A 25,014-nucleotide genomic window follows, 5' to 3' on the forward strand; every position below is an offset into this window, starting at 1 on the left:
CCGTCAAACCGCCTCTTTTAGAGATTTTTTCGATAACTCTTCTGATATTTTGCCCAAAACCGACCGACTCGGGGGGAGCATCTGAAATGGCCGTAAGACAAAATCCGAAACGTGAAAAGCAGATCGAGAGCGCCAAGAAGATCGCGGCCGCGACCGGCGACAAATTTCTTGAGCCCGAAATTCTCTTCGGCCGCGCCAGCGGCGACGATCTCGACCGCTACACCCCGGAGATGCTCGCGCTGTCGGCGGTCCATTCCGCCCGTGAATTGCAGGCCTGGAACGGCAAGACGCCGCGCGTCAGCATCGACACCATCGCGGATGTCGAGCCCGCGGGCATTGCCGTATCGGTTCTGACGATCACCGACCACAACATGCCCTTCCTCTACGAGTCCGTGATGGGCGAGGTGACCAGCACCTACCGCGATCTCTTCATGGCGGTTCACCCCATTCTGGTCCTCGAAGACGGCAAGGCTCCTGAGCTGTATTCGGCCGATGAGCCGAGCGATCCGGCAAAGCGCGTCAGCCATATCCAGATCCATATTTCGCCGCTGACATCGGCCCAGGCCGCCGACCTGCAGAAGCGCATCAAAACGGTGCTGGAGCAGGTCGACCAGGCGGTTTCCGACTGGAAGCCGATGCTGTCCAAGCTCGATACGGCGATCGACGAGCTGCGTGAATATGGCTCCAGCCGCAAGAAGGCAGACCGCGACGAAGCACTCGCCTTCCTGACCTGGCTGCGCGATGAGAACTTCACCTTCCTCGGCATGCGCGAATACGTCTATTCCGGCAAGGGCGCCGGCGCCAAGGTGGAGCGCGACAAGGGCACCGGCCTCGGCATTCTCTCCAATCCCGACGTTCTCGTCCTGCGCACGGGCAAGGACGCGGTGACGACGACGCCCGAGATCCTCGCCTTCCTCGACGGCCCGGATTTCCTGATCGTCACCAAGGCCAACGTCAAATCGGTAGTCCACCGCCGCGCCTATATGGACTATGTCGGCGTCAAGCGTTTCGACAAGGATGGTAACGTCACCGGCGAACTCCGCATCGTCGGTCTCTTCACGTCGACGGCCTATACGTCCTGGGCGTCCGAGATCCCGCTGATCCGCTCGAAGATCGCCAAGGTGAAGGAGCATTTCGGCTTCGACCCGATGAGCCACTCCGGCCGCATGCTCGACAACACGCTGGAATCCTATCCGCGCGACGATCTCTTCCAGATCGACACGACGCTGCTGTCGAGCTTTGCCGAGCAGATCAACGACCTCGCCGACAGGCCGCGCGTGCGCGTCCTGCCGCGCATCGACCATTTCGACCGCTTCGTCTCCGTCATCATCTATGTGCCGCGCGAAGAATATGACTCGATCGTCCGCGAGAAGATCGGCACTTACCTGAAGACCGTCTATGACGGCCGCGTTTCCGCCTATTATCCGGCCTTCCCGGAAGGCGGCGTCGCCCGCGTCCACTTCATCATCGGCCGCTCCGGCGGCAAGACGCCGCGCATTCCCCAGGCCAAGCTCGAGGAAGCGATCCGGGCAATCACCGCCCGCTGGGACAGCCGCTTCGAAATGCTGGCAGGCCCGAAGGCGCCCCGGATCGGCGTCAGCAACGCCTTCCAGGAAGCCTTCTCGCCGGATGAAGCCGTCGGCGATCTTCCCGATATCAGCGCATGCGCAGCCGGCGAACCGATCCGCATCGAGTTCTATTACCGCGACGACAACGAGCGCGGGCGCATCCTGTCCCTGAAGATCTTCCACAGCGGCGAACAGCTGCCGCTCTCGCGCCGTGTTCCGCTGCTCGAAAATCTCGGCTTCAATGTGCTCAGTGAACGGACCTTCGATATCGAAGTCCCCGCTGCCGATGGCGCCACCAGCATCGTCGTGCTCCACGATATGGAGCTCGAAGCCCGCAGCGGCACCGACATCGATCTCGGCCGCTTCGGCGCGCCACTGGAAGAAGCCTTCGTTGCCGCCTTCAACGGCACGATCGACAATGACAGCTTCAACCGGCTGATCCTATCGGCGGCCCTCTCCGCCCGCGAAACCAACGTGCTGCGTGCCTATGCGCGCTATCTGCGCCAGGCAGGCATTGCCTATTCGCAGGATTATATCGCCGCCACGCTCGACAAATACCCTGATATCGCAGCAGCGATCTTCCGCCTCTTCCATGAAACCATGGATCCGGCAGTTGCCGAGAAGCCGCGGCTGAAGAAGCTTGCCGATCTGCACCAGTCGATCGAAACGGCACTCGCCAACGTTCCGAGCCTCGACGACGACCGCATCCTGCGCCGCTATATCAACGTCGTCGACGCCACGCTGCGCACCAACTATTTCCAGCGCAACGAGGACGGTTCGGCCAAGGCGATGCTCGCCTTCAAGCTCGATCCGCATCTGGTCGATGGCCTGCCGCAGCCGCTGCCCTTCCGCGAAATCTTCGTCTACGGCGTTGAAGTCGAGGGTGTTCACCTGCGCTTCGGCAAGGTCGCCCGTGGCGGCCTGCGCTGGTCCGACCGCGCCGAGGATTATCGCACGGAAGTGCTGGGTCTCGTGAAGGCACAGCAGGTCAAGAACGCCGTCATCGTTCCCGTTGGCGCCAAGGGCGGCTTCTATCCGAAGAAGCTCCCGGTCGGCGGCAGCCGCGACGAGATCTTCAACGCCGGCCGCGAAGCCTACAAGACCTATATCCGCACGTTGCTGTCGATCACCGACAACATCTCCGGCGCCGATATCCTGCCGCCCGCCAACACGGTTCGCATCGATGGCGACGACCCCTATTTCGTCGTCGCCGCCGACAAGGGCACCGCGACTTTCTCCGACACGGCCAACGCGCTGGCGCAGGAAGCCGGCTTCTGGCTGGACGACGCCTTCGCATCGGGCGGCTCTGCCGGTTACGACCACAAGAAGATGGGCATCACCGCCCGTGGCGCCTGGGAGACCGTGAAGCGCCACTTCCGCGAAATGGATATCGACATCCAGACGACGCCCTTCACCGTCGCCGGCGTCGGCGACATGTCGGGCGACGTCTTCGGCAACGGCATGCTGCTCTCCCCGAAGATCCGGCTGCTCGCCGCCTTCGACCACCGCGACATCTTCATCGATCCTGATCCGGATATGGAGAAGACGCTCGCCGAGCGTCAGCGCCTGTTCAATCTCGCCCGCTCCAGCTGGCAGGATTTCGACAAGTCGGTTCTGTCGAAGGGCGCGATGATCATCTCCCGTGCCGCAAAGTCGGTAACCCTGACGCCTGAAGCTGTCGCTGCGATCGGCATCGACAAGTCCGTGGCGACACCGTTTGAGATCATGACCGCGATCCTCAAGAGCCCGGTCGACCTGCTCTGGTTCGGCGGCATTGGCACCTATGTGAAGGCCGCGGCCGAAACCGACACCGAAGTCGGTGACCGCGCCAACGACCCGATCCGCATTGCCGCCGACGATGTCCGCGCCAAGGTGATCGGCGAGGGCGCCAATCTCGGCGTCACCCAGAAGGGCCGTATCGCCTACGGTCTGAAGGGCGGCCGCAGCAATTCCGACGCCATCGACAACTCCGCCGGCGTCAACACCTCGGATGTCGAGGTCAACATCAAGATCGCACTCGCCAACGCCATGCATGACAGCCGCCTGACGCGTTCCAAGCGCGACCAGCTGCTGTCCTCCATGACGAACGAAGTCGCGAGCCTCGTGCTGCGCAACAACTATCTGCAGTCACTCGCGATCTCGCTGACCGAGCGCAAGGGCACCGCCAACGGCCTGGAACTTGCCCGCTTCATGACCGTTCTCGAAGGCGCAAAGCAGCTGAACCGCAAGGTCGAGACGCTCCCTGACGATGCAACGCTCGCCGAGCGCTATGCCGCCGGAAAGCCGCTGACCCGCCCGGAAATCGGCGTCCTGCTTTCCTACGCCAAGATCGTGCTCTTCGACGCGCTGATCGCCAGCGACCTGCCTGACGATCCCTATTTCGCCTCGACGCTGTCGGGTTATTTCCCGGCGAAGATGCAAAAGACCAACGCCGCCGATATCGACAGCCATCGCCTGAAGCGCGAAATCATCGCAACGGTTCTGGCTAACGAAGCGATCAACCGCGGCGGCCCGGCCTTTGCCGTCAGCATGGTCGATGCGACGGCAGCCTCCGCAGCCGAAGTCGTCCGTGCCGCAATCATCGCCCGCGATGGCTTCGATCTGACACGCCTCTGGAGCGAGACCGATGCGCTGGATGGTAAGATTTCCGGCCAGATGCAGAACCGCATCTACGAAGAGATCGGCCATAGCTTCACGGTCCTGACCCGCCTGATGCTGAAAACCGGCATGGCCAAGGGCGATATCGCCGAAACCGTTAGCCGGCTGCAGGCCGCTCTGAAGAAGCTGAAGCCGTCTTTCGCGGCGCAGGCGCCCGCCGAATTCGAAGCGCGGCAGACGGAGTTCCAGGAAGCCGGTCTGCCCGAGAAGCTGGCAGCCGATATCGCCGGCCTTCCGGGCTTTGCACTGGTGCCGGAGATCATGCAGATCGCCGAGCGGACCGGCGAAGCGCTGGCACGCGCAGCCGAGAGCTATTTCGCAGTATCGCAGACCTTCCGCATCGGCCGCCTGCTTGCCGCCGGCAACCGGATCGTCACTTCCGATCACTACGAGAACCTGGCTCTCGCCCGCAGTATCGACCAGATCGCCAGCGCACGCCGCGACATCGTCATTTCGGCGCTCTCGGAGCACGGCAAGGAAAAGCTGCCGGTTCAAGCCTGGCATGCGGTCGATCGTATCCGCATCAACCGCATCACCGAGGAGCTATCCAGCCTCGGCGACAGCGGCGAGCCGAATCTCGCCCGGATCACCGTTGCCGCAGGTCTCCTGACCGATCTTGCGCGCGACCGGACGAGGTGACACAGTCCGCCGCGATAATGGGAGCGGACGTGTGAGCAGAATCGACTGGACGGGAGAGGGAACTCCGGCGCCGCAGAAAGCGCCGGAGGCGGGTATCTGGGGCTGGATGTTTTTCGATTGGGCGGCGCAGCCGTTCTTCACCGTCGTCACCACCTTCATCTTCGGTCCCTATTTCGTCTCCCGGCTGACCACCGATCCCGTCCATGCCCAGGCCATGTGGAGCAACATGGCGACGATCTCCTCGGTGATCATCGCCGTGCTTTCACCGATCCTGGGATCGATCGCCGACCAATCGGGCGCCAGAAAGCCCTGGATCGGCTTCTTCGCGGTCATCAAGATCGCCAGCCTGTTCGGCCTCTGGTTTGCGGCACCGGGCTCTCCGGTCATCTACCCAATGATCTTCATGATCCTGGCGTCGATCGCCGCCGAATTCTCGATCGTCTTCAACGATTCGATGATGCCGCGGCTGGTTGGCAAGGACGAGGTCGGACGCCTCTCCAACACCGCCTGGGGCCTCGGTTATCTCGGCGGCATGATCGTGCTGATCGCCGTCGTCACCCTGCTCGCCGGCAGCCTCGAAACCGGCAAGACGCTGCTCGGCTTCGATCCGCTCTTCGGGCTCGATCCCCACACCGGCGAGGACGCCCGCGTCACCGGACCGATTTCCGCGGTCTGGTACCTGATCTTCATCATCCCGATGTTCCTCTTCACGCCTGATGCGCCGAAAGGCATACCGTTCGGCCGCGCCGTAAAGGTGGGGCTCGCAGAGGTTCGCAACACGATCGGCGAACTGAAACACCGCAAGGGCATCCTGAAGTTCCTGCTCGCCCGCATGATCTATCAGGACGGCGTCAACGGCCTGCTGATCCTCGGCGGCACCTTCGCCGCCGGCATGTTCGGCTGGGCGACCATCGAGATCGGCCTTTACGGCATCATCCTCAATGTCGTCGCGATCTTCGGCTGCATCATTGCCGGCCGCATCGATCACCGCATCGGCTCGAAGGTGACGATCGTCATCAGCCTGATCATGCTGCTCATCGCGACTGTCGGGATCATCTCGACGGGACCTGGCTATACGCTTTTCGGCCTGATCGAGCTGCCCGTTGCCGATTCCGGGGGCTTCTTCGGCACCGCCGCCGAAAAGGCTTACATTCTCTACGGATTGCTGATTGGCCTTGCCTTCGGCCCGGTGCAGGCTTCATCGCGCTCGTATCTGGCACGCAGCGTCAGCCTCGAGGAGGCCGGACGCTATTTCGGCATCTATGCGCTCTCCGGCCGCGCCACCAGCTTCATGGCAACGCTGATGTTCTCGATCGTTACCTATTCCAGCGGCTCCGCCCGGCTCGGCATGGCAACGCTGGTGATCTTCCTGATCGGCGGCCTGGCGCTGCTGTTCTTCACACCCTATCCGGCTGACAGGAAGAAGGCCTGAACGAAAAACCCCGGCTCGAGGCCGGGGTTTTCTTGATCAATGGCGGAAGTGCCGCATTCCGGTAAAGACCATCGCGATATTGTGCTCGTTGGCCGCGTCAATGACCTCCTGGTCACGCATCGAGCCGCCCGGCTGGATCACCGCAGTCGCGCCCGCTGCGATCATCGACAGCAGACCGTCGGCGAAGGGAAGGAACGCCTCGGAGGCGACGGCCGCACCCTTGGTCATCGGAACGGGCAGGCCAAGCGCCTTTGCCGCTTCCTCGGCCTTCAGGGCGGCGATACGGGCAGAGTCGACGCGGCTCATCTGGCCGGCGCCGATACCGGCCGTCTGGCCGTCCTTGGCGTAAACGACGGCATTCGACTTCACATGCTTGCCGACCTTGAAGGCGAACTTCATGTCTTCGAGTTCCTGGGCCGTCGGCGCACGCTTGGTGACGACCTTCAGCTCGAGGTCCTCGACCATGCCGTTATCGCGGGTCTGAACCAACAGACCGCCGGAAACCGTCTTGGCAGTGATGCCGGCAACGCGCGGATCGGGAAGACCACCGGCCGACAGCAGGCGCAGGTTCGGCTTCTTGGCGACGATCGCCTTGGCTTCCTCGGTCACATCAGGTGCAATGATCACTTCGGTGAAGAGCTTGATGATCTCTTCGGCCGTTTCCGCATCCAGCGTCTGGTTCAGCGCGATAATGCCGCCGAAGGCCGAAACGGAATCGCAGGCGAGCGCCCGCTTGTAGGCTTCGAGCAGCGTCGGGCCTGTTGCCACGCCGCAGGGATTGGCATGCTTGATGATGGCGCAGGCAGGAGACTTCTCCGGCAGGAACTCGGAAACGAGTTCGTAGGCCGCATCGGTATCGTTGATATTGTTATAGGAGAGCTGCTTGCCCTGCAGGAGAGCGGCAGTCGAAACGCCCGGGCGCTGCTCGCCGGTCACGTAGAAGGCAGCCTTCTGGTGCGGGTTTTCGCCGTAGCGCATCTCTTCCTTGAGAACGCCGCCGATCACCCGGTGGCGCGGCGTATCGATTGCCAGCGCTTCGGCAAACCAGTTCGAGATCATCGCGTCGTAAGCCGCCGTGCGGGCATAGGCCTTGGCGGCCATGCGCTGGCGGAAGCTGTAGCTCGTCTGGCCGGCATCATCGGAAAGCTGCTGCAGCAGCTCGGCATAATCGGCCGGATCCGTGAGGATGGTGACGTAGGCATGGTTCTTCGCCGAAGCACGGATCATCGCCGGGCCACCGATGTCGATATTCTCGACTGTCGTCGGATAATCGCCGCCGGCAGCGCGAACTTCCTCGAACGGATAGAGGTTGATGACGGCGATATCGATGCCTTCGATGCCGTGCTTCTTCATCGCGTCCTGATGCTCGGCATCGTCGCGGATAGCGAGCAGGCCGCCGTGAACCGTCGGATGCAGCGTCTTGACGCGGCCATCCATGATTTCGGGAAAGCCGGTGACCTCGGAAACGTCGGTGACATCGAGACCGGCAGCGGCAATCGCCTTGTGCGTGCCGCCGGTCGAGAGCAGGCGAACGCCCTTTTCCGACAGCGCCTTGGCAAGCTCGACGATACCGGTCTTGTCGGAGACGGACAGCAGCGCGGTCTTTGCTTTGACCTTGTCGGGGGCGGGGATCTTCTTGGAAATGACGGCCATGAACCTTCTCCGTTCGGGCTTCGGGAGACATCCGGCGAGGGACGTATAGGATTATGGCGCCGCGTTAGCACGAGCGCTGCCGCCGCGTAAATGCCGACTAGCTCTTGCGGGACAGAAACCAGCGAATTTCCGGCTTTTCAGCGAAATCGAAGTCGATTTCGATCTGATCGGAACCGCAGATGCCGGAGGCATCGGCAAAGAAGATGTCTTCCGAAATCAGCACTTCGTTGCCGGGAGAGGAAAACAGCCAGCTCTCGCCATCGGGCGCGGTCAGCAGGATGGATTCCCGGTCGTTCTGTTTCAGATTGATCGACGGGTGGATGTGAAAACGCACCGCCGCCTTCAGCGGCTCGTCGCTGACTTTCTCGCCCGGCAGGATCAGCCGGTCGCGGCCGGCGATGATAGCGCCCGCAGAGTTCATCGACAACTCGCGCTCGTGCAGCACGCCGAAATCGCGCAGATAGCCGTCGTGAACCATCTTCAGCCCATCACGTCCGTCTTCCGTCTCGGCACGCTCAACCGTCACGCTATCCACCATATCGGTCATCACGTGACCGAGGAATTCCGAGGGCGAGAAGTGGCTGGAGGACGTATCGTTCAGCGTCACCGTCGAATGCGTCGCCGTGGTGCGTGCCATCTGTACATAGCGCTTGCCGGCAAATTTCGGTGAACCGGAGTTGACGATGAAGCGATGGCGGCCAGACGACATCTCGAAAGACAGGCAACCGGCATGCGCAGTGCGTGACAACAAACCCACCGGAGGAGTACCGGTATCGGCAATGACGACGGTCTTTCCTGCCGCCAGCCGCTGATAGCGCGAATGCGGCATCGCCTTGAACGGCTGGCCGGCGGTCTCGTCATAGCGCAGCACCGACATCAGCTCATTGGCGAGCGTCGAGGTCGCGCCGTTGAAGAGCGCAAGATCGCCGTCCTGATGCCGGAAGAAGCGCAGCGCCGGATACATGCGGTCGATGCCGGAGATCAGCTTCTGCGGCAGATCATGGCCGAGATTCACATAGGTCTGGCGCAGCGGCAGCAGATCGAGCAGGAGTTCAAGCCCGGCGCGGGGATTGCGCGAGATGTGTCCTCCATCGGGAAGGATCTGCAGATCGAATTCATTGTCGAGCGCCAGCGCGGCCTTGCGCAGCGCACCGGCGCGCATCGGCATGGAGATCGACGCCATGGCGAGCGCAATCCGCAGACGGAAGAGCACTTCGCCCGCAGGCGCATAAGGCGCCATCCGCCGCAGATACCGCACCTGAAAGGCAAGCGAGCGCATGAAGCGGCGATAGAAACCGCGGTCGGCATTGTGCAGCACGACAGGCGAATGCGACAGCCAAGCGATGACCCGCTGCGCCGTGACGTCGATTTCCCAAGCCACGCCTTCGATGCGGCCGGAATGCAGGGACAGCCAGCTATCGACGATCGACCGGGCGATCAGCGACGCACGATCGCTCTTGTAGGCCCGCATATGCCGCAGCCAGCCGAAGCCATGCAGGCGATTGGCGAAGGCGCGCGAGGGCAGGGTGAAAGCGAAGGGCGACTTGCCGTTGGTCTCGAGCATCCGCCCCGCCAGCGGAAAGCGCCCATTCATGATCTCGTCGGCGACATGGGAATCGATGGCGCGCAGATCGGTCGGCGCAACGATCAGGCGCTCCGGCGCCTGAATGGTATGACGGAAGGCGCGCAGGCGCAGCAGGGCAGCACGGCGCGACACGCGCCGCCAAGCCTCCCGAACATACAAAGTCCAAAAACGCCCGCCGGATTGCATAATTTATTTTCTATTGACCCTCGTGATTAAGAATAGGTGAACGAGAGCCGCTTTCACCGGGTGGGCTGCATTAATTCGTGACAAAGATGAAATATAAGAAGCTGCCTTGCAATCAGGCAACACGTCGCAACACCGCGGCATAGAAACCATCCAGCCCCGAAGCGATCCCATCAGGCATCGGCAGCATGACGGGGGTCGTGCGGAAATCACCAAGCGGGCTGATGGCCTGCTCAAGGCCTGGCCAGGATGCCGCCTCTATCGGTACCCGGGCAATGCCGGGCACATCGGCCAGAACACGCGCAATCACATCCTCGCCTTCGGCGGGATCGAGCGAGCAGTTCGAGAAGACGATGACGCCATCGGGCTTCAGAAACGCCAGCGCGTGACGCAGCAGCCGCTCCTGGACACCGGCCAGCTTCTCGATCTCCTCCGGCCCCTTGGTCCAGAGCACATCGGGGTGGCGCCGGGTCGTGCCGGTCGAGGAGCAGGGAGCGTCGAGCAGGATCGCATCGAAACCCTCTTCAGGCTGGAACTTGGTGAGATCCGTGACCAGCGTTTCCGCTTCCAGCCCGAGCCTTGCGAGATTGGAACGCAACCGCTTCAGGCGGTTTTCGGACTGATCGATCGCCGTGACCTTGCCGCCGGCAAGGATCAGCTGGGCCGTCTTGCCGCCCGGCGCAGCGCAGAGATCGGCAACGCGCTTGCCGGTGAGATCGCCGAACAGTTTCGCGGGGATGCTGGCTGCAGCATCCTGTACCCACCAGGCGCCGTCCTCAAAGCCTTCAAGCGAGGGAATGCTGCCATCGAAGGCGGCCAGCCGCACGCCGCCTGTCGGCAGCACGGCGCCATTCAGACGCTCAGCCCAGCCGGCGGCATCGGCTTTCACGGTAAGGTCGATTGCCGCGGGTTCCAGCTGGGAATCCGAAATGGCGAGCGCCGCTTGCCTGCCGTAAGCCTTGGTCAGACGCGCCAGGAACCAGTCCGGCATGGCCGGAACATCGGCAACGGCAGCCAGGATCGCTTCCTTCTCGCGGCCGAGACGGCGCAGGATGGCGTTGACGAGCTTGGCAAAGCGGCGGTTGCGGGGATCGTTGTTCGCCTGCTCGACGGCGAGGTCGACGGCCGAATGATCGGGCACGTCGAGATAAAGGATCTGCGCCGCACCGACGACGAGAACGTGATGCAGGGCGCGAGCACCATCCGGCAGCGGGGAATCGAGAAGCGAGGCAATCGCCGCATCAATGCGCGGCAGATGCCGGAGCGCAGAGTTCAGAATCGCGCGGACAAGCGCGCGGTCGCTTTCGCCGAGCGCCTTATAGGCCGGATTGCCGTGCTCGTGATCGAGAGCGCCATCGAGCGGCAGCTTCTTGTCGACCACCGCAGCAAGGATCTTGGCGGCAGCGGAGCGCGCCTGCAGACCGGGCTTTGCCGACGGGCGCTCACCCGGTTTGTTGCTGTTCTTATTGGCTGGCTTCTTGCCGTTCGAATTCAAGACCACGGACCTTTGGGCGGTTGGGAATCACCGCGGCCAAGGCCGGTATCCGGAACAGAGCGCGATTTCCGCGACGGATTAGCAGTCCGAGCCGGTGCCGTCGAGACATTCATGCCGCCGCGGGCCATTTCCTGCAGTGCGGCGATGCGGTTTTCGGTATTCGGATGGGTCGAAAACAGGTTGTCCATGCGCTCGCCGGACAACGGATTGATGATGAACATATGCGCCGTCGCCGGATTGCGCTCCGCGTCATAATTCGGCACCTGCGCCGCGCCGCGGGCGATCTTGCCAAGCGCCGAGGCAAGCCACAGCGGATTGCCGCAAATCTCGGCACCGCGCCGATCGGCCGAATATTCGCGCGTGCGGCTGATCGCCATCTGCACCAGCATGGCGGCCAAAGGCGCCACGATCATCGCCACGAGAACGCCGATGAAGCCGAGCGGATTATTGTTGTTGCCGCGATTGCCACCAAAGAAGAAGGCGAAATTGCCGAGCATCGAGATCGCACCGGCGAGTGTCGCGGTGATCGTCATGGTCAGCGTATCGCGGTTTTGAACATGGGCGAGCTCATGCGCCATGACGCCGGCCACTTCCTGCGGCGACAGAACCTGAAGAAGGCCAGTCGAGGCGGCAACGGCGGCGTTCTCGGGATTGCGGCCGGTCGCAAAGGCATTCGGCTGCGGATTGTCGTAGAGATAGACCATGGGCATCGGCAGGCCGGCATTTCGTGCCAGATCGCGAACAATGCCGTAGAATTCAGGCGCATTGCGCTCATCGACCTCCTGGGCGCGATAGGCCGACAGCACCATGTTTCCCGAATTCCAGTAGGAGAAGAAGTTCATGCCGGCGGCGATCAGGAAGGCGATCATCATGCCGCCGCGGCCACCGATCAGGAATCCGACGAACATGAACAGGGCCGTCATGAAGGCAAGCAACATGGCAGTACGAACGAGGTTCATCGAGGGTCTCCATCTCCTATGTGGCGGCTCAAGGGTTTCAATCGGCCCTTCCAGGCACTATGATTTGGTTATTCGCCCGCCACTTTCAATATTTTCCGGCAGGATAGCCCCATGCAATCAGCTGACAACGACAACACCGAAGGCCCGGCCACGGAAGGCGCCGTAACGCGCAAGCCCCTTTCGCCTGCCGCCAAACGTGCGCTTGCCGAAGCTGAAGAGCGCCGGCGCACCGCGACACCCATGAACCTGCCCCCGGAAATCGGCGGCCGCGGCGGCGCCGAACCCGCCCGCTTCGGCGACTACGAGATCAACGGCCGCGCCATCGATTTTTAAGTAAATATTCCTATTGACAGTAGCAAATTATCGGAATTTATTCCTCTACATGAGGACGATGATTTCGATTCTTGTCGCCATGTCTGTCTTTCCGCTTACGGCGGAGAGCGCCGAGCAAATTGCCGGTCCGGTCGCTGCGCAGATCATTCGCGTGATCGACGGCGACACGCTTCTGGTGGAAGCGGCCCCCTGGCCGCAGCAGCGCATTGAAGTCTATGTCCGCATCCGCGGTATCGACGCACCGGAAATGAAATCGAAATGCCCCGCTATCAGGCAAGCAGCCGAACAGGCACGTTCCGTGCTGGATGAAATGGCGGCCAATTCGCCGCACATCAGGCTGACCAATATCAGCGGCGACAAATATTTCGGCCGCATCGTCGCCGATGTCGCCATGCAAGACGGGAGGAATCCGGCTCAGGAGATGCTGAGTGCTGGCCTTGCCGCCGGATATGATGGCGGGCGCAAGCCCCGTATAGCCTGCGCCAGCACCAATTGAAAAAGCCGCTCCGGATGGGAGCGGCTTTTGAGATCAGCCGCTCGCCTTGTTCTGGCGATTGGCGATGAGATCGTCGACGACGGCGGGATCGGCGAGCGTCGAGGTATCGCCGAGCGATCCGAAGTCGTCCTCGGCAATCTTGCGCAGGATGCGGCGCATGATCTTGCCGGAGCGGGTCTTCGGCAGACCCGGCGCGAACTGGATCTTGTCGGGCGAGGCGATCGGACCGATTTCGGTGCGGACATGCTTGATCAGCTGCTGGCGCAGCTCGTCAGAGCCCTCGTTGCCGGCCATCAGCGTCACGTAGCAATAAATGCCCTGACCCTTGATCGCATGCGGATAGCCGACGACGGCGGCTTCCGAGACGAGATTGTGCGAGACGAGCGCCGATTCCACTTCGGCCGTGCCGAGACGATGGCCGGAGACGTTCAGCACGTCGTCGACGCGGCCGGTGATCCAGTAGTAGCCATCCTCGTCGCGGCGGCAGCCGTCGCCGGTGAAATACTTGCCCTTGTAGGTCGAGAAGTAGGTCTGGATGAAGCGCTCGTGGTCGCCATAGACGGTGCGCATCTGGCCCGGCCAGCTGTCGGTGATGCAGAGATTGCCGTCGGCCGCACCTTCGAGCACCTTGCCCTCATTGTCGACCAGCTGCGGCTTGACGCCGAAGAACGGCACGGTGGCCGAACCGGGCTTCAGATCGGTCGCCCCCGGTAGCGGCGTGATCATGTGACCGCCGGTTTCCGTCTGCCACCAGGTATCGATGACCGGGCAGCGCTTGTCGCCGACGACGTTGTAATACCATTCCCAGGCTTCCGGATTGATCGGCTCGCCGACCGTTCCGAGCAGCCGCAGCGAGGAGCGCGACGAGCGGGTGACGAAATGATCGCCGGCGCCCATCAGCGAGCGGATCGCCGTCGGTGCGGTGTAGAAGATGTTGACCTTGTGCTTGTCGATGATCTCCCAGAAACGGCCCTGATCCGGGAAGTTCGGCACGCCCTCGAACATCAGCGTCGTCGCGCAGTTCGAAAGCGGTCCGTAGACGATATAGGAGTGACCGGTGACCCAGCCGACATCGGCCGTGCACCAGTAGATATCGCCGGGGTGATAATCGAAGACATATTCATGCGTCATAGACGCGTAGACGAGATAGCCACCGGTGGTGTGCAGCACGCCCTTCGGCTTGCCGGTAGAGCCCGAGGTGTAGAGGATGAACAGCGGATCTTCCGCCTTCATCTTCACCGGCGGGCACTCGGCCTTCACGGTGGCGACTTCCTGGTGATACCAGAGATCGCGGCCCGGCGCCCAGCCGGTCTTGCCGCCGGTGCGGCGCACGACCAGCACCTTGTCGACGATGACATGCTGCTTGGCGGCGATATGGATCGCGGTGTCGGTATTTTCCTTGAGCGGAACCGGCTTGCCGCCGCGAACGCCCTCGTCGCAGGTGATGACGAAGGTCGATTCACAGTCGACGATACGGCCGGCCAGCGCCTCCGGCGAGAAGCCGCCGAAGACCACCGAATGCACGGCGCCGATGCGCGAACAGGCGAGCATCGCATAAGCCGCTTCGGGGATCATCGGCATGTAGATGGTGACGCGGTCGCCCTTCTTGACGCCGTGCTTCTTCAGCACATTCGCCATCCGGCAGACGTGCTCGTAGAGCTCGTTATAGGTGATCTTCTTGTCGACGTAGGGGTTGTCGCCTTCGAAGATGATGGCGGTCTGGTTGCCATGCGTCTTCAGGTGACGGTCGATGCAGTTATAGGAGACGTTGGTCTGGCCGTCTTCGAACCACTTGATCGAAACCTTGCCGGTGAAGGAAGTGTTCTTGACCTTGGTATAGGGTTTGAACCAGTCGATGCGCTTGCCGTGCTTGCCCCAGAACTTGTCCGGATTCTCGACGCTCTCCTCGTACCACTTCTCGTATTTCGCCTTGTCGATCAGGGCATGGCTCTTCACCGGTTTGGTAACCGGATAGATCTTCTCCGACATGGAAACTCCTCCTCACGCGGGCACCGGTTTCGCCGCACGAAGCAGCGCCCGGGACTCAATTCAGGGCATTCATAGCAGGTCAAAACGGCCCGGCAATTAGACAAAGGTCATTTCATTCCGGATCAATTGCAATTCTGCGTCACTCCGGTTATATAGCGCCAATATTTCCCGGACATTGTGGTGACAATCCACGGACCGCGACACCGGCGCGGACGACAGAAGGACTATATCCATGGCTCAACAACTGCTCATGCCGAAAGCGACTGCCATCTGGCTCGTCGACAACACGGCGCTGTCTTTCGACCAGATCGCACAGTTCTGCAAGCTGCATCCTCTGGAAGTCAAAGCGATCGCCGATGGTGAAGCTGCGCAGGGCATCAAGGGCCTGGATCCGATCGCAACCGGCCAGCTGTCCCGCGACGAAATAGCGCGCGCCGAGGGCAACCCGAACCACAAGCTGAAGCTTTCCGAGCCGAAGGTTCGCGTTCCGGAATCGAAGCGCCGCGGCCCGCGCTACACGCCGGTTTCCAAACGCCAGGATCGCCCGAACGCCATTCTCTGGCTGGTTCGCAACCATCCGGAACTGAAGGACGCCCAGATCTCGCGTCTCGTCGGCACCACCAAGTCGACGATCGAGCAGATCCGCGAGCGCACCCACTGGAACTCCGCAAACCTGACGCCGATGGACCCGGTAACGCTCGGCCTCTGCAGCCAGATCGACCTCGACATGGAAGTCGAAAAGGCGGCCAAGGGCCGTCCGCTGCCGACGGCAGCCGAGCTGGGCGCGACGCTCGAATCCGCTCAGGAGACCGAGCGCCTGACGCCGAGCTACGAGCGTGAAGAAGAGCGCGAAATCGACGCCGATGCGGTCTTCGCAAAGCTGAAGTCGCTGAAGTCGTCTTCCAAGGATGAGGACGAAGACGATCAGTTCTGATCGTCTTTCTCTCCAAACGAAAAACCCGCCGGATCGCTCCGGCGGGTTTTTTATTGGCCGTTTGCTGCCGCTTAGCTGCGGAACAGCGACAGGATGTTCTGCGAAGCGGAGTTGGCGATCGACAGCGACTGGATCGCAAGCTGCTGCTGCGTCTGCAGTGCCGTCAGTTTCGACGATTCCTCTTCCATATCCGCGTCCACCAATCGCCCGACACCGGAGTCGATCGAGTCGCTGAGTGTAGAGACGAAATTCTCCTGCAGCTGAATGCGCGTCGAAATCGAACCGAGCTGCGAACCGGCGCTCGTCATCGCCTTCAGTGCGTTCTCGACATTGTTCAGCGCCGAGGCGATATCGTCGGACGACAGGTTGCTGATGTTCATCGAGTAGACCGAACCGACCGAACCGTTGGACGTGCCGAGAATACCCGTCGAGGTGTCGATAACACCGCCGGTCGTCGTGCCGAACAGGACGTTGCCCGTCGAGCCGCTGTCGAGAATGTAGTCGGTCATCTTGACCGAGATGCCATTCGAGCCATCGCGAACAAAGGTCGAGACGACGCTCTTCGTGCCGTTGCCCGCAACCCAGTTTTCACCGGAGAAGGAAGCCGATTCCGAAATGCTCTTCAGCTGCGCCTGCAGCTGGGTGATTTCTTCCTGGATCTTCGACTTGTCGACGCCCTTTTCAGTTGCGGCAACGATCTTTGCCTTGATTTCGGTAACGACGTCGATGGCGTTGTCCATGGCCGAATAGGCGGTATCGACCTTAGCGGCGCCGAGACCCAGCGCGTCGGAGACGGCCGACAGCGCCTTGTTGTCGGATTTCATCGTCGTCGCGATCGACCAGTAGGCGGCATTGTCGGCGGCCTTGGCAACGCGGAGGCCGGAAGAAACGTGTGCCTGCGTCGTCTGCAGGCTCTGGTTGACGCTGCGCAGGGTCTGAAGAGCTGACATCGCAGCCGTGTTAGTCAGGATGCTTGACATCGCTTTTTCCACTTCTCGTGAGGATGAAGGAGCATACCGGCAGAGGCCGGCGGTGGCGGTGCTTCATGCTTCACCTGAGCTCAGGTGTCCGTTGAGGGAAAGCTAATGAGAACATGGTTAACAAGTCGTCAACGATGGTCACATCTCGTCAACGATTCTTACCAAATAGCAAATATCCTATATGGGTCGAGAGCCAAAACCCCTGTGGCGCAAGGCTTCTGCGACTTCTTCAAGTGTTACCGGGTCATCAATTGTCGCAGGCATTTTCCAGGGTAGACCATCCGCAATCTTCTGAATCGTGCCCCTGAGGATCTTGCCGGAGCGCGTTTTTGGTAACCTTTCGACGGTGATGGCAGTTTTAAAGGCGGCAACCGGACCAATTTCTTCACGAATCATTTTAACGACTTCTGATTCGATCTCCGGTGATTCGCGCCGCACGCCCTTCTTCAGCACGAGCAGTCCACAGGGCACCTGACCCTTCAGCGAATCAGCGATTCCAACCACGGCGCATTCGGCAACATCGGGGTGCCTGGCGCAGATTTCTTCCATCGCACCTGTCGAAAGACGGTGCCCGGCGCAATTGATGATGTCGTCGGTGCGCGACATGATGAAGAGATAACCATCCTCATCGATATAGCCGGCGTCGGCCGTCTTATAGTAACCCGGAAACTCCTCGAGATAGGCCGAACGAAACCGGGCATCGGCATTCCACAGCGTCGGCAGGCATCCGGGCGGCAGCGGCAGCTTGGCAACGATATTGCCGAGCGTGCCCGCGGCAACCGGATGACCGGCATCGTCGAGCACCTGGATATCGTAGCCGGGCATCGGCACCGCAGGCGATCCGTGCTTGACCGGCAACTCGCCGAGCCCGATCGGATTGGCAGCGATCGGCCAGCCGGTCTCTGTCTGCCACCAGTGATCGATGACGGGCACGCCAAGCGTCTGCTCCGCCCATTTCAGTGTTTCCGGATCGGCGCGCTCACCGGCAAGAAACAGAGCCCGGAACTTCGCTTTCTTGTAGCGTGCCGCAAGCTCGCCATCGGGGTCCTCTCGGCGGATGGCCCGGAATGCCGTCGGCGCCGTAAAAAGCACCCGCACATCGTAGTCCGACACGACCCGCCAGAATGCCCCGGCATCCGGCGTGCCCACCGGCTTGCCCTCATAGATCAACGTCGTGACCCCAGCCAGCAGCGGCGCATAGACGATATAGGAATGACCGACCACCCAGCCGATATCAGATGCCGTCCAGAAAACCTCGCCGGGCTTCAGCCCATAGATATTCGCCATCGACCAGTGCAACGCGACCATATGGCCACCATTGTCGCGCACCACGCCTTTTGGCTGGCCGGTCGTTCCCGATGTGTAGAGGATGTAAAGCGGATCGGTCGCAAGCACCGGCGTACAGCCGATGTCCGCACCGCGATAGCGATCCACCGTCCCGGCGAAATCAAGGTCGCGCCCCTCTGTCAGATCGGCTGTAAGCTCCTGCCGCTGCAGCACGAGGCAATGGGCAGGTTTGATCTTTGCAGTCGCAATGGCCTGATCGACCAGGGGCTTGTAGGCAACGACACGGCCGGGCTCCAGACCGCAGCTCGCCGTGATGACCAGCTTGGCACCCGAATCATCGATACGCGATGCAAGCTCGCTGGCGGCAAAGCCGCCGAAGACGACGGAATGCGCGGCCCCAAGCCGGGCGCAGGCCAGCATCGAGAAGATCGCCTCTGGCACCATCGGCATATAGAGGATCACCCGATCGCCTTTGCCGATGCCGAGTGCGCTCAGCGCGGCCGCAATCGCCTTCACCTCATCGAGTACCTCTCCATAGGTGAAGCGCCGCTTGGCGCCATTCATGGCGCTGTCGAAGATGATGGCGCTCTCACCGCCTCGTCCGGCGGCAACATGACGATCGAGGCAATTGAAGCAGGTATTGGTCTCGCCGCCCTTGAACCAGCGGCCATAGACGCCGTCACCGGTGGAAAATATCTGCTCCGGCTCCCTAAACCAGTCGATCGCCTCCGCGGCTTTCTTCCAGAAACCCTCGGGGTCGGCTTTCCAGCCGTCATAGACGCTGTGATAGTGGCTTCGCATCTTCTCCTCCCCAGGACATGCAAGCTATAGAGCCAATCTAGGGGAGGGAGGTGCGGACAGGAAGCCCGACGAAAGACGAGCTTAGCGCGCGCCGAAAATTGCCGAGCCGACGCGCACGCTGGTGGCGCCGAAAGCAATCGCCGTTTCATAATCTCCCGACATGCCCATCGACAGCTTCGTCAGCCCGCAAGCCTTTGCAAGCTTGGCAAGCAGGGCGAAATGCGGCCCCGGATTTTCCTCCGCCGGCGGAATGCACATCAGCCCTTCGATCGCCAGCCCAAGCTCGTTGCGGCAGAGATCGACGAAAGCGGCGGTATCGTCTGGCGCGATACCCGCCTTCTGCGGCTCCAGTCCGGTATTGACCTGAACATAGAGGCGAACCGTTTTGCCCTGCCGCTTCATCTCATCGGCGAGCGCTCGGGCAATCTTCTCACGGTCGACGGTCTCGATGACATCGAAAAGCGCGACGGCATCTTCCGCCTTGTTCGACTGCAGGGGACCAATGAGATGGAGCTCGATGCCCGCCGTCTCGCTTTTCAGCTCGGGCCATTTGCCCTGGCTTTCCTGCACGCGGTTCTCGCCGAAGACCCGCTGACCGGCGGCAATCGCCGGGCGGATGGCATCGGCATCGAAGGTCTTGGACACCGCAACAAGCTGCACCGAGCCCGCCGGACGCTTGATCCCGGCCTCTGCCTCGGCAATGCGTGAACGCACCTCGTTCAGCCGCTCTTGAAGTTCCATCGCTTACCCCCGACATGATGCTAGGTGATGACGGCAGAGCACTAAACGCGGCATGCGTGCTTGCCAAGACCCACCGGCCCGAAAACGGCCTTTCCTGTGCCCGATCGGGCATTTGCAGCACCCGCAAAACTTGACGCTACGGTGGTTTCGTGGTGAAGGTCACCACCAACTTCCCCTGATTTTCCGGAAATTCGAATACCATGGCTACCGAACGTTATAATCCGCGCGACGCCGAGCCCCGCTGGCAGCAGAAATGGAACGAGGCAAAGGTCTTCGAGACCGACAATGCCGATCCGCGCGAGAAATACTACGTCCTTGAAATGTTCCCGTATCCGTCGGGCCGCATTCACATGGGCCATGTCCGCAACTATGCGATGGGCGACGTCGTTGCCCGCTACAAGCGCGCCCGCGGCTACAACGTTCTCCACCCGATGGGCTGGGACGCATTCGGCATGCCGGCGGAAAACGCGGCGATGGAACGTGGTGTTCACCCGGCATCCTGGACCTATCAGAATATCGGCTCGATGAAGTCGCAGCTCAAGGCCATGGGTCTGTCGCTCGACTGGAGCCGCGAGTTCGCGACCTGCGACGTCGAATATTATCAGCACCAGCAGCACCTGTTCCTGGATTTCCTGGAGAAGGGCCTGGTCTATCGCAAGCAGTCGAAGGTCAACTGGGACCCGGTCGACAATACCGTTCTGGCCAATGAACAGGTCATCGACGGCCGCGGCTGGCGCTCGGGCGCTCTGGTCGAGCAGCGCGAACTGACGCAGTGGTTCTTCAAGATCACCGATTTCAGCCAGGATCTGCTCGATGCGCTGGATACGCTCGACCAGTGGCCGGAAAAGGTCCGCCTGATGCAGAAGAACTGGATCGGCCGGTCGGAAGGCCTGACGATCCGTTGGGAAATCGTTGCTGAGACTGCGCCCGCCGGCGAGACCGAGGTGACCGTCTACACGACGCGTCCCGACACGCTGTTCGGCGCATCCTTCCTGGCGATCGCCGCCGACCATCCGCTGGCCAAGGAAGCCGCCGCCAAGAACGCCGCGATCGACGCCTTCTGTGAAGAATGCCGCCGCGCCGGCACCTCGCTGGCAGCCCTCGAAACGGCCGAGAAAAAGGGCATCGATACCGGCATCCGGGTCAAGCATCCGCTCGATCCGTCCTGGGAGCTGCCTGTCTACGTCGCGAATTTCGTGCTGATGGACTACGGCACGGGCGCCATCTTCGGCTGCCCATCCGGCGACCAGCGCGACCTCGATTTCGCCCGCAAGTACGATCTTCCTGTCGTGCCCGTCGTCATGCCGAAGGATGGCGACGCAGCAAGCTTCGCTGTCGGCGATACCGCCTATGACGGCGATGGCGTCATGATCAACTCGCGTTTCCTCGACGGCAAGACGACGACCGAGGCATTCGAGATCGTTGCCGACAAGCTGTCTTCGACCGAGATCGGCGGCGCGGCCCAGGGCGAGCGCAAGGTGAACTTCCGCCTGCGCGACTGGGGCATTTCGCGCCAGCGTTACTGGGGCTGCCCCATCCCGGTCACCCATTGCGATGATTGCGGCGTCGTGCCGGTTCCGAAGAAGGACCTGCCGGTTCAGCTGCCGTCCGACGTCACCTTCGACCAGCCGGGCAATCCGCTCGACCGTCACCCGACCTGGCGCCATGTTGCCTGCCCGCATTGCGGCAAGGACGCGCGCCGCGAGACGGACACGATGGACACCTTCGTCGATTCGAGCTGGTATTTCACCCGCTTCACCGCCCCGTGGGAAAAGCAGCCGACCGATCCGAAGGCCGCCAATCGCTGGCTCCCCGTCGATCAGTATATCGGCGGCATCGAGCACGCGATCCTACACCTGCTCTACTCGCGCTTCTTCACCCGCGCCATGCGCGAGACCGGTCATGTCGACGTGAAGGAACCCTTCAAGGGCCTTTTCACCCAGGGCATGGTGGTGCACGAAACCTACCGACGCGGCACCGGTTCGCACGGCGATTGGGTCGCACCTGCCGATATCCGGATCGAGGAAGTCGACGGCAAGCGCCGTGCCTTCCTGCTGGAGGGTGGCGATGAAGTATCAATCGGCTCAATCGAAAAGATGTCGAAGTCGAAGAAGAACGTCGTCGATCCCGACGATATCATCGCATCCTACGGCGCCGACACGGCCCGCTTCTTCGTGCTGTCGGATTCTCCGCCGGAGCGCGACGTCATCTGGTCCGAAGCAGGCGTCGAAGGCGCCCACCGCTTCACCCAGCGTCTGTACCGCCTGATTTCCGAAGCATCGGAAGCGCTGGCAGCGGTGCCTGCGAATCCGGCTAAGGATGGCGAGGCGTTGGCAATCTCCCAGGCCGCTCACAAGACGCTAAAGGCCGTCCAGAACGATTATGACAAGCTCTGGTTCAATAAGGCCGTGGCGCGCATCTATGAGCTCGTCAATGCGCTCGCGTCGCCGCTGACAAAGGTTGCGGCCGGCGAAGGCGACGCGGCCTACCGTTCTGCCGTTCGCGAAGCATCGCAGATCCTCGTCCAGCTAGTGGCCCCGATGACCCCGCACCTGGCTGAAGAATGCTGGGCAGCACTCGGCAATACCGGCCTGCTGGCGCAAGCTGCATGGCCGGCCTATGACGAGGCGCTGACAACCGAGAATGATGTCGTTATGCCGGTCCAGATCAACGGCAAGAAGCGTGCTGAATTGACAATTTCTCGCGACGCGGATCAGAATGCCGTGACCGAAGCAGTGCTTGCTCTGGAGGCGGTCACCGCCGCCCTGAACGGCCAAGCGCCGAAGAAGATTATCGTGGTTCCGCAAAGGATTGTGAACATTGTCGTCTGATTTCGCTTCGAAGCTCGGCCGCCGTGCCGCTCTCGGCATCATCATCGCTTCCGCGGCACTGCTGAGCTCCTGCCAGGTCCGTCCGCTTTACTCGGAATCCTCCGGGGTCACCGCGAAGCTCTCGTCGGTCGGCTTCTCCGAGGCGACCTCACGCGTCGAGCAGGAAGTCCGCAACCGGCTGATCTTCATCGCCGGCCGCGGCGCTGGCGAGGCGGAAAACCCGGAATATGAAGCCGAGATCCACGTCCGCTCAAGCGTTACCGACACACTTCTCGTGCAGTCATCGGACACTGCCCGCGCCGGCCGCGTCACGGTCAGCGTCGACTATACGCTGCGCTCGACCAAGGACAGCCAAGTCATCAAGGCGGGCAATCGCTATGCGACTGCCCTGCTGGATTATCCCGGCCAGGAATTTGCCAAGCAGCGTGCCGTTCGCGACGCGGAGAACCGCGCCGCACGCGAAGCTGCAGAATTCGTAGGCCTCGATATCGCCGCCGCCCTCGGCCGTTGAGGGCAGGGCTGTGGCGGAAATCAAGTCGCATGAGTTCGAAGGCTTCCTTCAGCGCTCCGCCGCCGCCTACAGCCTGTTTGTGATATATGGTCCCGACCGGGGCCTGGTTTCCGAGCGCGCCTCACAGATCGCCGCCAAAAGCGGCGTCGCGCTCGACGATCCCTTTTCGCTGATCAAGCTCGATATCGGCGACCTCCAGAAAGATCCCGGACGGTTGATGGACGAGGCAGGCTCGATCGGCCTGTTTGGCGGCGAAAAACTGATCTGGATCAGAGGCGCCGCTAATGAGAAGTATCTCGTAGATGCGCTTCAGTTGCTCGCCGCCAAGCCCCCCGAGGGAACATCGGTTATCGTCGAAGCCGGCGACCTCAAGAAGGGTTCGCTTCTGCGCAAGGTGGTGGAAGGCGCCCGTACGGTCGCGGTTATCCCATGCTATGCTGACGACGCGCGCGCCCTGAACGCGCTGATTGACAACGAACTGGCTGCGGAAGGATTGCGCATCACCCCCGCGGCACGCCAGGCACTGGTCGAGCTGATCGGCGGCGACCGTATCGCGTCACGCAACGAGGTGCGCAAGCTCGCACTTTATTGCCGCGGAATGGACACGATCGAAGAGCACCACGTCGATGAGATCATCGGCGACGCGAGCGCCATCTCGGTCGATGATGCCGTTGACGCGATCCTGAGCGGCAACACGACGACATTTCTGCATGCCATGCAGAAGATCACTGCCTCGAAGACTGCAATCTTCCTCGTCATCCAGGCATGTCTGAAGCAGTTCCAGCTTCTGGATACGATGCGGGCGGAAATGGATGAGAAGCGGCTGCAGGCCGGGCAAGTGATGCAGACCCTCGGCCGCCACCTGCATTTCAGACGCAAGCCGATCATCGAGCAGGCATTGAGAACGTGGTCGGCGGAAGCTATCGCCCGCGAAACGAACCGCCTGCACGCAGCGATCCTGCAGACGCGCAAACGTCAGAGCCTGGAAGACAGCATCGCCCTCCAGACCCTACTATCGACGACGCTGCAATCCGGCCGCAAGGGCTGATCAGCGGCGTTCCAGAAGCCGGCAGATTTCTTCCAATTGTTCCAATGACTTATAGGCGATCTTGATCTGCCCGCCACTGGCCTTGTGATTGATCGTCACGTCGAGGCCAAGCGTGTCGGACAGCGTGCGTTCCAGCGCCAGCGTATCCGAATCTTTCTGATCCAGTCGTGGGCCGGAACTTTTGGGCTCCGACTGCGCCTTGATATCGTTCTGCGCCAGGCGCTCGGCATCGCGCACCGACATACCCTTGGCGACAATCGTCTTCGCCAGCATCGCCGGATCCGAAGTCGACACCAGGGCGCGCGCATGGCCTGCCGAAAGGCTGCCAGCAGCAAGGAGATCGCGAACCTGATCGGGAAGCTTCAACAGGCGAAGCGAATTCGCAACATGGCTGCGGCTCTTACCAATGATCTCGCCGAGATCGTTCTGCGTATACCCATACTCGGCGATCAGCTGCTCGTAGCCCAGCGCCTCTTCAAGCGGATTGAGATCGGAACGCTGGACGTTCTCGACAATAGCGATCTCCAGCGCCGTCTTGTCGTCGACATCACGAACCAGAACCGGGATCTCGATCAGGCCGGCAAGCTGAGCCGCACGCCAGCGCCTTTCACCGGCGATGATCTCAAAGCGGCCTTCGCCGATCGTGCGAACGACGATCGGCTGAACGATGCCATGCTGGCGGATCGAGCTCGCGAGATCATGCAGCTCGGTGTCATCGAAGAAGCGGCGCGGGTTGCGCGGATTGCGGCTCACGAATTCGATCGGCACCTGGCGATCGGCGCTCACGCTGGGTTTCTCGCCCTCTACTGGAACCGGCTGATCCATCTCGCCGATCAGCGCAGCAAGTCCGCGCCCAAGGCGCCTCTTCGAAACATCGTCGTTCATGGTCTC

General features: G+C 61.6%; 17 protein-coding genes. 8 read left to right on the forward strand and 9 right to left on the reverse strand.

Annotated elements, in window-relative coordinates; all coding sequences use genetic code 11:
- Window positions 1–86: 86 nt before the first annotated feature.
- Both ACEN84_RS08590 and ACEN84_RS08595 read left to right on the forward strand, forming a co-directional pair.
- Window positions 87–4,865 carry an NAD-glutamate dehydrogenase gene (locus ACEN84_RS08590; protein WP_413710569.1) on the forward strand — a complete coding sequence of 1,593 codons (4,779 nt, stop codon included), beginning with the start codon at window positions 87–89 and terminating at the stop codon, window positions 4,863–4,865.
- A gap of 31 nt (window positions 4,866–4,896) precedes the next feature.
- Window positions 4,897–6,297 carry an MFS transporter gene (locus ACEN84_RS08595; protein WP_112718093.1) on the forward strand — a complete coding sequence of 467 codons (1,401 nt, stop codon included), beginning with the start codon at window positions 4,897–4,899 and terminating at the stop codon, window positions 6,295–6,297.
- A gap of 36 nt (window positions 6,298–6,333) precedes the next feature.
- Here the strand turns inward: ACEN84_RS08595 and purH are convergent, their stop codons facing one another.
- From purH to htpX, 4 genes are all read right to left on the reverse strand, one after another.
- Window positions 6,334–7,950, reverse strand: a complete 1,617-nt coding sequence (gene purH, locus ACEN84_RS08600; protein ID WP_203429918.1) for a bifunctional phosphoribosylaminoimidazolecarboxamide formyltransferase/IMP cyclohydrolase — start codon at window positions 7,948–7,950, stop codon at window positions 6,334–6,336.
- A gap of 97 nt (window positions 7,951–8,047) precedes the next feature.
- Window positions 8,048–9,721 carry a heparinase II/III family protein gene (locus ACEN84_RS08605; RefSeq protein WP_413710570.1) on the reverse strand — a complete coding sequence of 558 codons (1,674 nt, stop codon included), beginning with the start codon at window positions 9,719–9,721 and terminating at the stop codon, window positions 8,048–8,050.
- Between the two features lie 112 nt (window positions 9,722–9,833).
- Window positions 9,834–11,219: an RsmB/NOP family class I SAM-dependent RNA methyltransferase gene (locus tag ACEN84_RS08610; RefSeq protein WP_413710571.1), complete on the reverse strand. Its 1,386-nt coding sequence runs from the start codon at window positions 11,217–11,219 to the stop codon at window positions 9,834–9,836.
- A complete protein-coding gene (gene htpX / locus ACEN84_RS08615) occupies window positions 11,210–12,172 on the reverse strand; it encodes a zinc metalloprotease HtpX (protein ID WP_203429915.1) in 963 nt (320 codons plus the stop codon). Before htpX ends, ACEN84_RS08610 begins: the two co-directional genes overlap by 10 nt.
- A gap of 111 nt (window positions 12,173–12,283) precedes the next feature.
- On the opposite strand from htpX, the gene ACEN84_RS08620 reads away from it, so the two are divergent.
- Both ACEN84_RS08620 and ACEN84_RS08625 read left to right on the forward strand, forming a co-directional pair.
- Window positions 12,284–12,505, forward strand: a complete 222-nt coding sequence (locus ACEN84_RS08620; RefSeq protein ID WP_112718083.1) for a DUF1674 domain-containing protein — start codon at window positions 12,284–12,286, stop codon at window positions 12,503–12,505.
- Window positions 12,506–12,563: 58 nt separating this feature from the next.
- A complete protein-coding gene (locus ACEN84_RS08625; RefSeq protein ID WP_413710572.1) occupies window positions 12,564–13,001 on the forward strand; it encodes a thermonuclease family protein in 438 nt (145 codons plus the stop codon).
- 33 nt (window positions 13,002–13,034) lie between these two features.
- Here ACEN84_RS08625 and acs read toward each other — a convergent pair whose 3' ends face one another.
- Complete coding sequence (gene acs / locus ACEN84_RS08630; RefSeq protein ID WP_413710573.1) at window positions 13,035–14,990, reverse strand: acetate--CoA ligase; 1,956 nt, start codon at window positions 14,988–14,990, stop codon at window positions 13,035–13,037.
- Window positions 14,991–15,222: 232 nt separating this feature from the next.
- On the opposite strand from acs, the gene ACEN84_RS08635 reads away from it, so the two are divergent.
- Complete coding sequence (locus ACEN84_RS08635) at window positions 15,223–15,924, forward strand: DUF1013 domain-containing protein (protein ID WP_112718077.1); 702 nt, start codon at window positions 15,223–15,225, stop codon at window positions 15,922–15,924.
- 71 nt (window positions 15,925–15,995) lie between these two features.
- On the opposite strand, the gene ACEN84_RS08640 is transcribed toward ACEN84_RS08635, so the two are convergent.
- The 3 genes from ACEN84_RS08640 to ACEN84_RS08650 form a co-directional block, all read right to left on the reverse strand.
- Complete coding sequence (locus ACEN84_RS08640; RefSeq protein ID WP_112718075.1) at window positions 15,996–16,904, reverse strand: flagellin; 909 nt, start codon at window positions 16,902–16,904, stop codon at window positions 15,996–15,998.
- 177 nt (window positions 16,905–17,081) lie between these two features.
- A complete protein-coding gene (locus ACEN84_RS08645) occupies window positions 17,082–18,992 on the reverse strand; it encodes a propionyl-CoA synthetase (RefSeq protein ID WP_413710574.1) in 1,911 nt (636 codons plus the stop codon).
- An 81-nt stretch (window positions 18,993–19,073) separates the two neighbouring features.
- A complete protein-coding gene (locus tag ACEN84_RS08650; RefSeq protein ID WP_413710575.1) occupies window positions 19,074–19,733 on the reverse strand; it encodes a YggS family pyridoxal phosphate-dependent enzyme in 660 nt (219 codons plus the stop codon).
- 200 nt (window positions 19,734–19,933) lie between these two features.
- On the opposite strand from ACEN84_RS08650, the gene leuS reads away from it, so the two are divergent.
- Genes leuS through holA form a run of 3 tightly spaced genes read left to right on the forward strand, consistent with a single transcriptional unit; the run spans window position 19,934 to window position 24,123 of the window.
- Window positions 19,934–22,564 (forward strand): leucine--tRNA ligase, encoded by a 2,631-nt coding sequence (gene leuS, locus ACEN84_RS08655; RefSeq protein ID WP_413710576.1) that lies wholly within the window; start codon window positions 19,934–19,936, stop codon window positions 22,562–22,564.
- Complete coding sequence (gene lptE, locus ACEN84_RS08660; protein WP_130282982.1) at window positions 22,554–23,075, forward strand: LPS assembly lipoprotein LptE; 522 nt, start codon at window positions 22,554–22,556, stop codon at window positions 23,073–23,075. Before leuS ends, lptE begins: the two co-directional genes overlap by 11 nt.
- Window positions 23,076–23,085: 10 nt before the next feature.
- Window positions 23,086–24,123, forward strand: coding sequence for a DNA polymerase III subunit delta (holA, locus tag ACEN84_RS08665; protein ID WP_413710577.1), 1,038 nt, complete (start codon window positions 23,086–23,088; stop codon window positions 24,121–24,123).
- On the opposite strand, the gene ACEN84_RS08670 is transcribed toward holA, so the two are convergent.
- Entirely contained in the window at window positions 24,124–25,008 is an 885-nt protein-coding gene (locus tag ACEN84_RS08670) for a ParB/RepB/Spo0J family partition protein (RefSeq protein ID WP_413710578.1), read from the reverse strand.
- Window positions 25,009–25,014: the final 6 nt, after the last annotated feature.

The sequence above is a fragment of the Rhizobium sp. Rhizsp82 genome (genome assembly GCF_047325115.1).
Classification (GTDB): Bacteria; Pseudomonadota; Alphaproteobacteria; order Rhizobiales; family Rhizobiaceae; genus Rhizobium.

Coding starts and splice junctions, on each gene's coding strand:
- ACEN84_RS08590 (WP_413710569.1), top strand. CDS start 87: ATGGCCGTAAGACAAAATCCGAAACGTGAAAAGCAGATCGAGAGCGCC.
- purH (WP_203429918.1), bottom strand. CDS start 7,950: ATGGCCGTCATTTCCAAGAAGATCCCCGCCCCCGACAAGGTCAAAGCA.
- ACEN84_RS08605 (WP_413710570.1), bottom strand. CDS start 9,721: ATGCAATCCGGCGGGCGTTTTTGGACTTTGTATGTTCGGGAGGCTTGG.
- htpX (WP_203429915.1), bottom strand. CDS start 12,172: ATGAACCTCGTTCGTACTGCCATGTTGCTTGCCTTCATGACGGCCCTG.
- ACEN84_RS08620 (WP_112718083.1), top strand. CDS start 12,284: ATGCAATCAGCTGACAACGACAACACCGAAGGCCCGGCCACGGAAGGC.
- ACEN84_RS08625 (WP_413710572.1), top strand. CDS start 12,564: ATGATTTCGATTCTTGTCGCCATGTCTGTCTTTCCGCTTACGGCGGAG.
- acs (WP_413710573.1), bottom strand. CDS start 14,990: ATGTCGGAGAAGATCTATCCGGTTACCAAACCGGTGAAGAGCCATGCC.
- ACEN84_RS08635 (WP_112718077.1), top strand. CDS start 15,223: ATGGCTCAACAACTGCTCATGCCGAAAGCGACTGCCATCTGGCTCGTC.
- ACEN84_RS08640 (WP_112718075.1), bottom strand. CDS start 16,904: ATGTCAAGCATCCTGACTAACACGGCTGCGATGTCAGCTCTTCAGACC.
- ACEN84_RS08645 (WP_413710574.1), bottom strand. CDS start 18,992: ATGCGAAGCCACTATCACAGCGTCTATGACGGCTGGAAAGCCGACCCC.
- ACEN84_RS08650 (WP_413710575.1), bottom strand. CDS start 19,733: ATGGAACTTCAAGAGCGGCTGAACGAGGTGCGTTCACGCATTGCCGAG.
- leuS (WP_413710576.1), top strand. CDS start 19,934: ATGGCTACCGAACGTTATAATCCGCGCGACGCCGAGCCCCGCTGGCAG.
- ACEN84_RS08670 (WP_413710578.1), bottom strand. CDS start 25,008: ATGAACGACGATGTTTCGAAGAGGCGCCTTGGGCGCGGACTTGCTGCG.